The sequence below is a fragment of the Paenibacillus sp. ALJ109b genome, from assembly GCF_010747435.1.
GTDB lineage: Bacteria > Bacillota > Bacilli > Paenibacillales > Paenibacillaceae > Paenibacillus > Paenibacillus taichungensis.
In genome coordinates, this window is the sequence record NZ_JAAIFP010000028.1 from 165,623 (window position 1) to 179,808 (window position 14,186).

The 14,186-nt window shown below is 44.7% G+C and carries 12 protein-coding genes; all 12 read right to left on the reverse strand.

Annotation, left to right across the window (positions count from 1 at the left end):
* Positions 1-3 precede the first annotated feature (3 nt).
* The 12 genes from fliI to dprA all read right to left on the reverse strand — a co-directional run bounded on the left by fliI (position 4) and on the right by dprA (position 13,954).
* Positions 4-1,323, reverse strand: coding sequence for a flagellar protein export ATPase FliI (fliI, locus tag G3352_RS24920; protein ID WP_163760947.1), 1,320 nt, complete (start codon positions 1,321-1,323; stop codon positions 4-6).
* Positions 1,310-2,170, reverse strand: coding sequence for a FliH/SctL family protein (locus tag G3352_RS24925; RefSeq protein WP_163760949.1), 861 nt, complete (start codon positions 2,168-2,170; stop codon positions 1,310-1,312). The genes fliI and G3352_RS24925 overlap by 14 nt, the downstream gene beginning before the upstream one ends.
* Positions 2,163-3,188, reverse strand: a complete 1,026-nt coding sequence (gene fliG / locus G3352_RS24930) for a flagellar motor switch protein FliG (RefSeq protein ID WP_373560307.1) — start codon at positions 3,186-3,188, stop codon at positions 2,163-2,165. Before fliG ends, G3352_RS24925 begins: the two co-directional genes overlap by 8 nt.
* 2 nt (positions 3,189-3,190) lie before the next feature.
* Entirely contained in the window at positions 3,191-4,774 is a 1,584-nt protein-coding gene (gene fliF, locus G3352_RS24935) for a flagellar basal-body MS-ring/collar protein FliF (RefSeq protein ID WP_163760951.1), read from the reverse strand.
* Between the two features lie 137 nt (positions 4,775-4,911).
* Entirely contained in the window at positions 4,912-5,223 is a 312-nt protein-coding gene (fliE, locus tag G3352_RS24940) for a flagellar hook-basal body complex protein FliE (protein WP_024630209.1), read from the reverse strand.
* A gap of 64 nt (positions 5,224-5,287) precedes the next feature.
* Complete coding sequence (gene flgC / locus G3352_RS24945) at positions 5,288-5,740, reverse strand: flagellar basal body rod protein FlgC (RefSeq protein WP_063566414.1); 453 nt, start codon at positions 5,738-5,740, stop codon at positions 5,288-5,290.
* A gap of 5 nt (positions 5,741-5,745) precedes the next feature.
* Positions 5,746-6,153 carry a flagellar basal body rod protein FlgB gene (flgB, locus tag G3352_RS24950; RefSeq protein WP_053783790.1) on the reverse strand — a complete coding sequence of 136 codons (408 nt, stop codon included), beginning with the start codon at positions 6,151-6,153 and terminating at the stop codon, positions 5,746-5,748.
* 986 nt (positions 6,154-7,139) lie between these two features.
* Entirely contained in the window at positions 7,140-8,540 is a 1,401-nt protein-coding gene (hslU, locus tag G3352_RS24955; protein WP_099853318.1) for an ATP-dependent protease ATPase subunit HslU, read from the reverse strand.
* A 136-nt stretch (positions 8,541-8,676) separates the two neighbouring features.
* Complete coding sequence (gene hslV, locus G3352_RS24960) at positions 8,677-9,219, reverse strand: ATP-dependent protease subunit HslV (protein WP_024630205.1); 543 nt, start codon at positions 9,217-9,219, stop codon at positions 8,677-8,679.
* 26 nt (positions 9,220-9,245) lie between these two features.
* Positions 9,246-10,589 (reverse strand): FADH(2)-oxidizing methylenetetrahydrofolate--tRNA-(uracil(54)-C(5))-methyltransferase TrmFO, encoded by a 1,344-nt coding sequence (trmFO, locus tag G3352_RS24965; RefSeq protein ID WP_371121177.1) that lies wholly within the window; start codon positions 10,587-10,589, stop codon positions 9,246-9,248.
* A 23-nt stretch (positions 10,590-10,612) separates the two neighbouring features.
* The gene (gene topA, locus G3352_RS24970; RefSeq protein ID WP_076289499.1) at positions 10,613-12,703 is read right to left on the reverse strand and encodes a type I DNA topoisomerase; all 2,091 of its coding nucleotides are present in this window, start codon (positions 12,701-12,703) and stop codon (positions 10,613-10,615) included.
* Positions 12,704-12,823: 120 nt separating this feature from the next.
* Positions 12,824-13,954 (reverse strand): DNA-processing protein DprA, encoded by a 1,131-nt coding sequence (gene dprA / locus G3352_RS24975; RefSeq protein WP_163760953.1) that lies wholly within the window; start codon positions 13,952-13,954, stop codon positions 12,824-12,826.
* Positions 13,955-14,186: the final 232 nt, after the last annotated feature.

Here is a 14,186-nt window from a genome sequence, read left to right on the forward strand (position 1 = left end):
CATTCATCTCCTTGCAAATTCAAGAATCAAACGTTCCTGCACTTCACTTAGCGTTACTTTTTCATCGACTTTCTGCCTGGTAAAGTCCCAGATGCTATCAATCTGGTCTATGGATTCATCAATGGCAGCATTTGAACCTCTTTGATAAGCCCCAATGTTGATTAAATCCTCTGATTCCTTGTACACAGCCATCAGTCTCTTCATATTATTAACGGCTTCCAGCTGCTCTTCAGGAGCAATATCCTTCATAACCCGACTTATGCTCGCAAGCACATCAATGGCAGGGAAATGACCTTTGTTTGCTATGGACCGATTCAGTACAATATGACCATCCAATATACCTCTCACCGCATCTGCAATCGGTTCGTTCATATCATCCCCGTCGACAAGGACGGTGTAAAAAGCAGTAATCGAACCTGTGGGTCCAGTCCCCGCTCGCTCAAGCAACTTGGGTAAACTCGCAAAAACAGAAGGAGTGTATCCTCTCATTGCAGGAGGTTCTCCCACGGCAAGTCCCACTTCCCTCTGTGCCATGGCATAACGTGTAACGGAGTCCATCATCAACATGACATTCATACCTCTGTCTCTGAAATACTCCGCAATCGTAGTTGCGATGACTGCGCCTTTGATTCGAATCAGAGCAGGTTGATCAGAGGTAGCGACAATAACGACGGATCGTTCCAATCCTTCGGGACCCAGATCCCGTTCAATAAAGTCACGAACCTCACGGCCCCGCTCCCCTACCAAAGCAATTACATTGACGTCTGCTGCTGTATTGCGCGCGATCATACCCATCAGGGTACTTTTACCAACACCCGATCCAGCAAATATGCCAACCCTCTGTCCTTTGCCAACCGTCAACAGACCGTCAATGGCTCTTACACCTACACCCATCGTTTCGAGTACCCGTGGACGGTCCATCGGATTCACTGGCGTATTAGATGTGGAGTACATCGGCATTCTGGAGGGCAACAAGGAACCGTCCAAAGGTTGTCCCAATCCATCTAACACCTTACCAAGCAATTCTGATCCAACCTGAACCCCAAGTGGTTTACCCGTTCCGACCACATCACATCCAGGACCAATGGATTGAAGTTCACCGAGTGGCATGAGCAATACTTTGTTATCCCGAAACCCGACAACCTCTGCCTGAAGTGGCTTGGCAGATTTTCCGGGGTAGATGTAACACACATCACCAATGCTAGCATCTGGACCTTCCGACTCAACCATAAGACCAATGACCTGAGTGACCTTACCGTTAATACGAACCGGATCAAATTGCTTAAGATGTTCCATGTATCGCTGTGAGCTAAGAATCTTCATGTTGATTTTTTCGCCCCTCATCCTCAAGTGCTATGCGGATCAGTTCTTTTTTAATTTCAGCGAGCTGGGTATCAATTCTGGCATCTACGCTTCCAAACGACGACCGTATAACACATCCCTTGTCTTTTACCGTAGCATCAGGCAAAATCTGCAATTCTGCCTGAGAGTCAATTGCCATAGCCAACTCTTCACGTGCGGCCTGCACAAAAGCAAATTGATCAGGTGCCACACATAAGGTGATCATCCCCTGTTCACGTTTGCGAGACAAACTCTGACGAATCAATTCAAGTGTGTGTTCTGGTTCAACAGAGAGTTGTTTGTCAATTACCTTCTCAGCGATACCACAGGCGAGATCCACAAGAAAAGGCTCTGCTTCCTGAATAATCTGATCTTTGGCAACGTAAGCTTCTTCAAGGACCCCGCGTGCTTCCTTCATCATCTCTTCGATCTTCACCTGGAGATCCAGTTCAGCCTGTACTTTGCCTTCTTCAAAACCCTGCTGGAAACCTTGTGAACGAAGCGCTTCAGTAAGATGTTCATCCTGCTGACGCTGTTCCTGCCACCAGCTATCAATCTGTTCACGGGCTTCTTGAAGCAATCGCTCCGCTTCCTCTGAAGCATCACGTACCTGCTTTTCTGCAAACTCCTTGGCATCCTCCAGCATCTCCGCGGTAAGACGTTGTGTTTCTTCGTCCACGCGTGCCTGAAGCATCTCAGCTTCAGAACCTTCAGCACGTTCACCATCTAACTCCGCATTAGACTCCAGTCCACCATAATGATGATGATTTTCGAGTCGTTTGCGGTCATCGACCGGTACATACTGGAAAGATTTAATCAAATTAGACAATGATATCATCTCCTCCACCGCGAGCGATAATGATCTCACCAGCTTCTTCCAATCTGCGGATCGTTCCTACGATACGAGTCTGAGCTTCCTCAACATCACGCAACCGAACGGGTCCCATGAATTCCATTTCTTCCTTGAATGTCTCGGACATCCGTTTCGACATATTCCGGAATATAGCATCCCGTACTTCTTCGCTTGCCACTTTGAGTGCCAACTGCAAATCTGCGTTGTCGATATCCCGGATAATTCGCTGGATCGAACGGTCGTCCACATTGACGATATCTTCGAATACAAACATGCGTTTTTTGATTTCTTCTGCAAGTTCCGGATCTTGAATTTCCAACGAGTCGAGAATAGTACGTTCCGTACCACGGTCGACGCCGTTCAAGATCTGAACGATGGATTCGATACCACCCGCATTTGTATAATCCTGTGTAACAGTAGAAGATAATTTCTGTTCGAGCACCCGCTCCACTTGAGAAATGACTTCTGGAGACGTACTGTCCATCACAGCAACTCTACGTGCTACATCGGCTTGCTTCTCTTGTGGTAACGAGGACAAGATTGCTGCTGCCTGCTCAAATTGCAGATACGATAATACCAGAGCAATCGTTTGCGGGCTTTCGTTCTGAATGAAGTTCAATATTTGATTCGGATCCGCCTTACGCGCAAAGTCAAATGGTCTAACTTGCAGCGTAGCTGTCAAACGGTTAATAACTTCAAGTGCTTTTTGCGACCCGAGTGCTTTCTCCAGAATTTCTCTCGCGTACGTAATACCGCCCTGAGAGATGTACTCCTGTGCGAGACAGATCTGGTGAAACTCAGACATTATCATATCTTTTTCGGAAGCATCCACTTTACGAACATTGGCAATTTCCAACGTTAGTTGTTCAATCTCCTCATCACGCAAATGTTTGAAGATTTGCGCGGATACTTCCGGACCTAATGTAATCAACAAAATTGCTGCTTTTTGTCTTCCAGTCAGACCTTGACTGCTTGCCTTCGCCAATGCGTTCACCTCTATTCGTCAGCCAGCCACGTACGCAGCAGATTGACGAATTCGTCTGGCTTTTTCTTAGCCAAACTCTCCAATTGTTTGCGCACTTGACTTTCGTTCGTTACACTGTCCAACGTAATGGACGGAAACTCTGTTGCTACCGGAAGAGGAATATCCTCTTCTTCTATTTCGTTTTGTTTGCGACGACGGCGCACTAACAAAATAACAACTGTTGCAATCAATGCTGCCACCAATGCTCCTATGCCCCACATCATTCCGGTGGAAAGCTGGAACCCTGTATTTGTTGCCGCAGCAGTCTGGAAACCTTGAGACATTACCGAAACTTTTTTGGCCAAGTCTGCGTCACTTATTACAGTGCCTGAGTCCGCCAATGATGCACGGACAATGTTAACCAAAATATTTTCAATCGCATCTTGAACCGGTGCTTGTAATTCTGTTTGTCCTGCAGGTGGTTCAACCGCGACGTTAATGGTTAAATCTTTTACAGTATACGGACTAGAAACGATATCTTTAACAATTCGGTTGACATCGTAGTTTTTGGTGCTGGATGTTTCCTCCGAGGTTGAATTGCCTGATGCATCCGATGATGGATAACCCGGAACTTCCTCTTGACCCGTGCCAGCAACACCGCCTGTCGGATTACTTGCCCCAGTATAACTCTTCTGAATCTCTTGCACGCTGATTTCGATGCCTTTCATATTATCTACATCGACCGGCGTGACTAGGTTTTCTTTCCGTGTTTCCTTGTCAAAATTAAGCTTGGAAGCAACCAGAACATTGACGTTCTCGTCACCAACAATCTGGGAAAGAAATTGTTTCACATTATTGCGAACATCATTTTCGAACTTCTTCTGTAACGCCATATTTTCTTGGACTTCAGAAGATAATCCCCCGCTACCACCTCGGGCGGTCGGAATTAGTTCCGCTTCATCTGTGTTCGTAATCGTTATGTTTTCAATAGGTAGATTGGGAATGGCTGTTTTGACCAAATTAAAATATCCATCTACCGCAGCCTGATTGGGGTGATAACCCGGTTTAAACTGTAGGGCCACTGATGCTGATGCTTTATCCTGCTCTTCTAGGCCAGCAAAGATATTATCTTTTGGCATATTGACCAATACTTTAGCATCCTGTATGCCTTGCATTCGTTGAAGCAACTGCTCCACTTCTCCGTTCAATGCGTTGTTATACTTCACATCGAACTCTTTATCCGTCATCCCGATTGGAGATGATGACTCCTCAAATGACTTATACCCTAATGAACCATTCTGAATAATTCCTTGTGATCCGATATTTACTTTTGCAATAGCTACATCCGTGCTCGGTACAGATATGGTCTTGCCATCTGCACTTAATTTGTATGGAATACTCGATGAATCCAGATAATTAATGACGCCTGCCGAGTCACTTGCATTCAAATCCGTGAAAGCAACTTCATATTCCGTCTTTGACAATTGCATGGTTAGTACAACTGCAGCCAAAATTAAAAACAGGAAGGTGGAAATAAATAATACTTTTTGCTTTTTGCTAAAACTATTCCAATACTGGGATGCCTTATCCCTGTATTGGGCAATTCTCTCATTCACTCTGTCACCCCATCCGAAACTTTGCTTGGTCTGTCCTTCCGCAATCTCTATAGGTTCTAAAGTTTAACGGTCAGGAGCAGCATCGCAGCTGCTTGTTGTAATAATCAGCGCTGTTGTCGAAGCGCATTTAAGCCATTTTATAATTGCGTACGCATAATCTCCTGATATGCTTCGACTACTTTATTTCGGACTTGAGTCGTAAGTTGCAGACTCAACAGGGCCTGTTCAGAAGCGATCATCACCTGATCAACGTTCACTTTTCCAACCAGGAATTGGTTTGACATTTCATGTGCCTGGGTCTCCTGTGCAGCTACAGACCCTAGCGCATCCTGTAGGTATGTACCGAAGCTCTGGATGGTTTCGGCTGGTGTAGATGGTTTACTTTGTGCCGTACTTTGCATCTGAAGCGGTTGAATCCCCTGTGTGCTAAACATGTTGTTCTGAATCATTAATGTCCCTCCCTTTCATTTCTGTTCTTTGGTTTTATGGATATTTCCACCTTTAAGCCATTAACTAGGCTCTTCCAATCTCCAATGCCTTGGATATCATTGCTTTGGTTGAGTTCAAAGCTGTGACGTTTGCTTCATATGAGCGTGAAGCCGAGATCATGTCCACCATTTCTTTCGCGATATCCACATTAGGCATGTACACATATCCCTCAGCGTTGGCATCCGGATGTGTAGGGTCGTAGACCGGCTTCAGAGGTGACTGATCTTCACGAATCTCCGATACTCTTACTCCCTCTCCAGACCCACTGCTTTTCATCTGATTTTGAAGCAAGCTGTTGAAGGAAGTTTTGTTGGGTTCAAGCACAACCATCTTGCGCTTGTAAGGAACCGCCTCGCCGTTGGTCACACTCGCGCGCGTCGTCTCCGCGTTGGCAATGTTGGATGATATAACATCCATCCGCAAACGCTGAGCTGTTAGAGCCGATGCACTGATACTGAAACTGTTACTGATGTTCACCTAAGTTATCTCCCTTCGACTCCAACACGCATCATTTTGATCTGTTCATTCACTTGCTGAATATAAGCGTTGTAACGCAGCTGATTCTCCGCCAGAAGACTCATTTCTTTGTCTACATCGACGTTGTTCTGGTTGTTATTCATGGATGTTGACTGGTCCATATTAACTACAGGTGTAGGTATGGAAGAGGAAGGACCTATGACAAAATGCCTTGAATCCGTTACTTTTCCTTTAAGAACAGGCATATCTCCATTCATTTGTTCCTGTAGCATTTCTTCAAAAGCAACGTCCGAACGCTTGAAATACGGGGTGTCCGCATTCGCAATGTTGTCAGCAATTGTTCGTTGTCTAATGTTGGAGGCATCGAGTGCACCTTGCAGCCTTTGAAAACTAATATCATTCAAAAGATTCATAATCGCCCTCCTCTCTTTAGAAATTATGGAAATAGATTCAATCTTTCCCCTCAGGATGCTTATGTTTTTTCGACAAAAAACATTCACTTTCACACGGTTTTCTAGGACTTAAGTAGAATTAACTCTGATGTTGTCGTATAACATAAGTTTCTTCGAGATTGGGATATATTACAATAAGAAAAAAGCCCTATCTTTTCTGAAAGACAGAGCTTTTTGTGTATTTTCTGCAAATTATGAATTTTTTCGTAAATGTTGGGGCCCAAAACAAAAATAAGCTTAAGTGCTCGAATTGAGCTCTTAAACATTCTTAAAATTTATACTATGCATCAACTCGTTTGAGCACATCATAATAATACAAACAAGGAATCTATCGAAAAGCTTCAAACGATTTCTCATTAGAAATATTTACCGATATAATAGGCTTTCTTATAATGTTTCATTGAATCTTCTCTATACAATGAAATTGCTAATTGACAAAATATCCATTTCGGATTACTTGTTTCAGCTTAATATCTAAAACACTTTTTTAACATTTAAACTGAGCAAGCTCATTTATATTCCACAAAAATAATTTGTCACATCCCCAATACCACCTTATTCATTTTTTTGCGCATTTATGCAAATCTTTCTCGAGCTTCTGATTAAACCGATAACCAGACTTGGAAAAACAAAATCCTATTATTGGAATTTATAGAAGTATCACATATGAGTTATAAACACATCTTTAGGGTCTAAATGCATTATATCTGCGGCACAAGTCCTAGACTATCTTTCGTCTTATACAACTCCATCTCTTTTATCGGTTACAATACGGCATTATATTAGGTAAAACAAAAATAAACGGCATACAGATGGATTGAATAAAGTCTACTACAGTCAGAACCAGGACCGAATATCCTATTTCCGTGTAGTCGTTTGATCTTTAATCATCCATTGTATACCGTCATTTATACTTCAATCGCTCTGAACAGAGCATTACACCTATGTTACAAGATATATTGACTTAAATCACGATCAAGTGCAATGTCATTCAATTTCTCACGTACATATTCCGGAGTGATTACCATACGCTCCAGCGTAAGTTCTGGTGCTTCAAAAGACAGATCCTCAAGTAGTTTCTCCAGAATAGTATGCAGACGTCGTGCGCCGATATTTTCGGTATTCTGATTCACGGACTCAGCCAGCTTGGCAATCTCACGAATGGCATCATCCGAGAACTCAATCTCAATATTCTCCGTACGCAGCAAATCCACATACTGCTTGGTTAACGCATTTTTAGGTTCAGTGAGAATCGATACAAATTCATCAAGTGTCAGGCTGTTCAGTTCTACACGGATTGGGAAACGCCCCTGGAGCTCTGGAATGAGATCTGAGGGCTTTGCTACGTGAAATGCGCCAGCTGCCATAAACAGGATGTAATCCGTTTTGACAGGGCCGTACTTGGTCATTACCGTAGATCCTTCCACGATTGGCAGAATATCACGCTGTACTCCTTCACGGGATACGTCTGGGCCGCTACCGCGTCCTTGACTGGCCACTTTATCAATTTCGTCAATGAATATGATACCTGTTTGTTCCGCCCGGCGAATGGACTCCTGAGTAACATCATCCATATCGATCAACTTGCCCGCTTCTTCCTGAATCAACACTTTGCGAGCTTCCTTAATCGCCAGTTTACGTTTTTTGGTACGACGAGGTAATAAACTGCCAAACATCTCCTGCATGTTCATCCCCATCTGATCATTTCCTTGACCAGCGAACATGTCCATCATGTTAGGCGTGGTATCTTCCACATCAATTTCGATAACGTCATCTTCCAGCTTGCCAGATAACAAATCGAATTTGATTTTACGTCGCCGCTCGGCTACTCCCGTATCCGGTTCTTGCTCATCAGTTTCTGGCGTGTTGTTGCCATTATTACCAAAAATCATTTCGAACGGATTTCGCTGATTTTTAGATTTGGATTGTGAAGGGGCCAAAATATGTACGATCCGTTCATTGGCAGCCTCTTCCGCTTTGTCCTTGACCTTTTCAGTACGTTCCAGCTTGACCATCCGCAGTGATGTTTCAATCAAATCACGAATCATAGATTCCACGTCACGGCCAACATAACCCACTTCCGTGAACTTAGTAGCCTCCACCTTTACGAATGGGGCTCCTACCAACTTAGCCAGTCGACGTGCAATCTCTGTTTTACCAACGCCAGTAGGTCCAATCATCAAAATATTTTTAGGTACAATATCATCTTGGGTATGTTCGGGCAAAAGGCTACGGCGATAACGATTGCGAAGGGCAACCGCTACCGATTTTTTAGCCTGTTTTTGACCTACAATGTACTTATCAAGCTCTGCAACGATTTGTCTTGGCGTTAACGCTTGAGTATCCATATAGCTTCCCTCCTACCAGTATGCGAACCTTGTTTATGAGATAGAACATTATAGATTAGCTACAAGGACAAAGAATCTCCACGAAGTAACTGGAGCCGATTTAATCATCATGCCCCATCACGGGAGATTGCTTTCCTTACAACTCTTCAACAATAATATTATTGTTGGTATATACACATAACTCTGAAGCAATCTGGAGTGATTCACGAGCAATGTCTTTCGCTTCCAGATCCACCGCATGACGTTTTAACGCACGCGCAGCAGACAAGGCGAAGTTTCCTCCCGAACCAATAGCGATAACATCATCATCCGGCTCGATAATTTCTCCCCCACCAGAAATCAGCAGCATACCCGTTTTATCCATAACAATAAGGAGTGCCTCCAGTTTGCGCAAAATCCGATCCTGACGCCAATCCTTGGCAAGTTCTACCGCTGCCCGCTGCAGATTACCATGGTGCTCCTCCAGCTTGCCTTCGAATTTCTCAAACAAGGTAATAGCATCCGCTACGGAACCTGCAAAACCTGCCACAACCTGTCCACGATATAAACGTCTTACCTTTTTGGCTGTATTTTTCATCACAACACTTTGCCCCATGGTCACCTGACCATCACCGGCAATGGCTGCTTTGCCATTATGACGAACTGCACAGATCGTTGTAGCATGAAATGACATATCCATGATATCAGCCTCCTCCCACGATTAATTTACACGCGTTCTGGAACGGTTAGACCTTCTGCTGCTGCAAAACGGGCAATGCCATCCAGTGCACGCTGCGCAAGTGCTTCATTCTTTTCCTTTTTGTTGCGTATTTTAGTTTCCAGCTTCGGCAGCAATCCAAAGTTTGCATTCATTGGCTGGAAATGTTTGAAATCAGCTGTTGTAATATACTGTGCCATACTGCCCAGCGTGGTCTCCACCGGTAATACCACCAGTTCCTGTCCAAGCGCTGCTTTAGCCGCATTCATACCCGCGATTAAACCGGATGCCGCAGATTCTACATAACCTTCTACTCCCGTCATTTGACCTGCAAAGAACAGGTTCGGACGTTCTTTGAACTGATAAGTTGGACGAAGCAGTTTGGGAGAATTGATAAATGTATTACGGTGCATAACGCCATAACGAACGAATTCCGCATTTTCAAGTCCTGGGATCAAAGAAAAGACCCGCTTTTGTTCTCCCCATTTCAGATGCGTCTGGAATCCGACCAGATTGTACAGCGTTCCTGCTGCATTGTCCTGTCTAAGCTGAACAACAGCATGAGGCAGTTCTCCAGTATGCGGATTGACAAGTCCTACAGGTTTCATCGGACCAAACAAAGCCGTTTGTTTGCCACGTTTCATCATGACTTCAATCGGCATACAGCCTTCGAAGTAAATTTCTTTCTCAAACTCTTTCAGTTGAGCAACTTCCGCTGTGATCAACGCTTCATAGAACACATCGAATTCCTCTTCTGTCATAGGACAGTTCAAGTACGCCGCTTCGCCTTTATCATAACGTGAAGCCAGATAGACTTTATTCATATCAATAGAATCTTTTTCGATAATTGGCGCAGCCGCATCATAGAAGTAGAAGTATTCTTCACCCATAAGGGCTTTGATTTGCTCGGACAATGCTGGTGAAGTCAAGGGTCCCGTTGCAACTACAACGATTCCGTCTTCCGGCAAAGAAGTCAGCTCTTCATTAACAACTTCGATGAGTGGATGCTGATGAAGCGTAGATGTGATCTCACCTGAGAATCCGTCCCGGTCAACTGCAAGAGCTCCACCTGCTGGAACGGCATGACGGTCTGCTGCACCCAAGACCAGAGAATTAAGCATTCTCATTTCTTCCTTCAGTACACCGACTGCATTGGTCAACCCATTGGCACGAAGCGAGTTGCTGCACACCAGTTCTGCAAATTTATCTGTATGGTGAGCCGGCGTTTTCACAACCGGTCTCATCTCGTATAGTTTTACGCGCACACCGCGACTTGCGATCTGCCAGGCTGCTTCTGTTCCTGCCAACCCGGCGCCAATAACGGTTACTTGTTGTTCATTCGTCAAAATCATTTACCCCCATTAAGCTAATCCGCTCATTCTTCTTCCGGTTCCTCTACCGGCTCTTGATGATCACACGAAGTACACTGTAATCGTGTCCCCTGTTTGTTCCGTTTCTCAATCATTAGTGATCCGCAACTTGGACATGGTTTCGCTGACGGTCTATCCCATGATACAAAATCACATTCAGGATACTTGTCGCAACCATAGAAAATACGTCCCTTTTTACTGCGGCGCTCAACAACATGCCCTTCCTTACACTTCGGACAAGTCACACCTATATCCTTGATGATCGGTTTGGTATTCCGGCAATCCGGAAACCCGGAACATGCGAGAAACTTGCCGAAACGACCCAGCTTATAAACAAGCGGTTTGCCGCACTTCTCACATATTTCATCCGATACTTCATCTTCAATCTCGATTTCTTTCATTTCTTCTTCTGCAAACTCAAGCCGTTTCTCAAAAGATTCGTAGAATTCTGCGAGTACTTTGACCCAATCCTCCGACCCTTCCTCCACATGGTCAAGATCACCTTCCATGTTGGCGGTGAACTCCACATTCAGGATCTCTGGGAAAAACTCCTCCATCTGTTCGATGACCAGTTCGCCCAGTTCCGTTGGCATGAATTTCTTCTCTTCAATTGCAACATATCCGCGCTTCTGAATGGTTTCCAGCGTTGGCGCATATGTACTCGGACGCCCTATACCCAGTTCTTCAAGCGTTTTAACTAACCTTGCTTCCGTATAACGTGGTGGCGGCTGTGTAAAGTGCTGTTTCGGCTCGATCTCCCGATTCTCCAGCACATCTCCATTTTTCAGCGGCGGCAGCAGACGATCTTCTTCCGTTGTACCGTCATCATTACCTTCTACATATACCTTCATGAATCCCTGAAAACGAACCTTTGAACCCGCTGCACGGAAAATCGTATCTCCTGCAGCAATGTCCACGGAGAGTGTATCCAGAACGGCAGATGACATCTGGCTCGCTATAAAACGTTCCCAAACCAGTTTGTACAACCGGAATTGATCACGACTCATAAACGATTTAATGGAATCCGGATCACGCAAAATCGACGTTGGACGGATCGCTTCATGCGCGTCTTGAGCATTGGCTGCTTTTTTGGAATAGTTTCTAGGTGTCTCTGGTGCAAATGGCTCACCGTACTTGCCAATAATGTATTCCTTGGCTTCTTCCTGAGCCGATGCTGCAATTCGAGTAGAGTCTGTACGCATATACGTAATGAGACCTACTGTGCCTTCTTTTCCGAGGTCTACCCCTTCATACAGCTGTTGAGCGACAGACATCGTCTTGGAAGCTCTGAAATTCAATTTACGTGCGGCTTCCTGCTGCAAGGAACTTGTTGTAAAAGGAGCAGAAGGGTTACGGCTACGTTCCTTCTCTTTAACTTCTTTGACTGTAAAAGAAGCGCCTTCGATCTGTTTTAAAATGGCCTGTACTTCTGCCTCACTGCCAAGTTCGGTTTTGGTACCGTTCAACTGATGGAACTTGGCTTCAAACGGATTTCCGTCCGCTGTCAGTTTGGCAGTAATGCTCCAGTACTCTTCCGGTTCAAAATCATTAATTTCATTTTCACGATCCAAAATGATTTTGACGGCCACGGACTGAACGCGGCCAGCGGACAATCCTTTTTTGACTTTCTTCCATAATAACGGACTAATTTTATATCCTACAAGCCGATCGAGAATACGTCTAGCCTGCTGCGCATTAACCAGATCCATATTGATCTTACGCGGCGTTTTGAACGCATCTTTGACAGCCTGTTTCGTAATTTCATTAAATACTACTCGGCAGTCCGCAGTTTCGTCCAGTTCAAGTGCATGAGCCAAATGCCAAGCAATAGCCTCACCTTCGCGATCCGGGTCAGCTGCGAGATACACTTTTTTCACTTTCTTTCGTGCATCCTTCAGTTCTTTCAAAATTGAACCTTTGCCGCGGATCGTAATATATTTCGGATTAAAATCATTCTCTACCTCAACGCCGATCTGACTCTTTGGCAAATCGCGTACATGTCCCATCGAAGCTTTTACGATGAACTTGCTGCCTAAATATTTGCCGATCGTCTTCGCCTTTGAGGGCGACTCCACGATTACGAGTGCATCCGCCATAGGTTCATCCTCCTCTCAGTCATGAAACTGCTGCTTGTTTTTATGATTCATACTTCATTAGCAGCAGGACTAACTTCCGCTAATAATCTATTTTCACATGCTGCCTTGATCGCAGCATCGTCATACCCTCGCGTATTTGGTTCCAGGTAATTGGCTAATCTGCTTTTTTATGATTAAAGATAACAGAACTGAATGCAAATGTCCAAAATCCCAGTTGAGCTGTTCCACAAGTTGATCCAGTGATTGCTCTTCCTGCTCTAGCAGATAAATAACACGTTGTTCATCTGAAGATAGTTTTACGACTGGGAAAATTCCTTCATTAGAAGTTTCACTGCTTTCAGCCGAACGTCCTCTATTGTAAGGAAGTTGTTCGGCATTTGGCAAGTCCAATCGAAACTCTTCCAATAAATCTGTGGCGCAGGTCACCAATTTTGCCCCCTGACGAATCAGATTATGCGAGCCTCGGCTTTTGGGAGAAGTAATGGGACCTGGGACTGCAAACACGTCTCTTCCCGCTTCGAGCGCAGCATCAGCTGTAATGAGTGATCCGCTTCGGATGTCAGCTTCAACGACTAACGTACCGAGGGTTAATCCTGCAATGATCCGATTACGTTCCGGGAATAATCCCTGACGCGCACGTGTACCCGGAGGATATTCTGACAAGAGAAGCCCTGTTTCGGCAATTCGTTCGGCAAGACTTGTATTTTCCGGCGGATAGATGTTATCAATTCCTGTCCCAAATACCGCAATAGTCTTGCCGTTTGCACGAAGAGTCGCATCGTGGCACACACTATCTATTCCTCTGGCAAGCCCGCTTACAATGGTCAGCCCTGCCTTGCATAGTTGCTCTGCCAGCTTCTCACCAATTTTACGTCCGTATACCGTAGGCATACGTGTTCCTACCATCGCAATGGATTGAGCGTGCAACAGATTCAGATCTCCGCGACCATACATCACCCAGGGTGGCTGAACGGTTTCCTTCATTAATATGGGGTAATTATGATCCAAATAGGTAACGACTTCAATTCCCTGTTTATAAACACTCTCTTGTCTCTGCTCAATCCAGTCGATATTGAATTGCTTGGTTAGACGCACAGCCTGATCCTTGCGTAAACCCGCGGCAATCCAATCCCCTTCTTTATAGTCCAGAAAATCCGTCAGTTGATGTTGTCCTGATAGCAGTTTCGAGATCGTTTTCTTACCAATACCATCCGTTTCATGCAGTCCAATCAAAATCCATCTCTCTTCCATAATTAGAAACCTCCCATAACGGGAAGAAAATCTTCCCTCATATTGTGTGATAAGTGACAACGGATTGCAAGCGTTTACTCCTACAGGCAGACAACAGCTCCCTTTTACATCCCGTAAAAAAAACGCAAAAAAGCAACCCTTCGCCCTGTTCAGGACAAAAGGTTGCTTACCTTTTCCGCATTTCAATAGTCGGCTCACCAGAAAAATAAATTTCCTGCACCGTTTCTTCTAT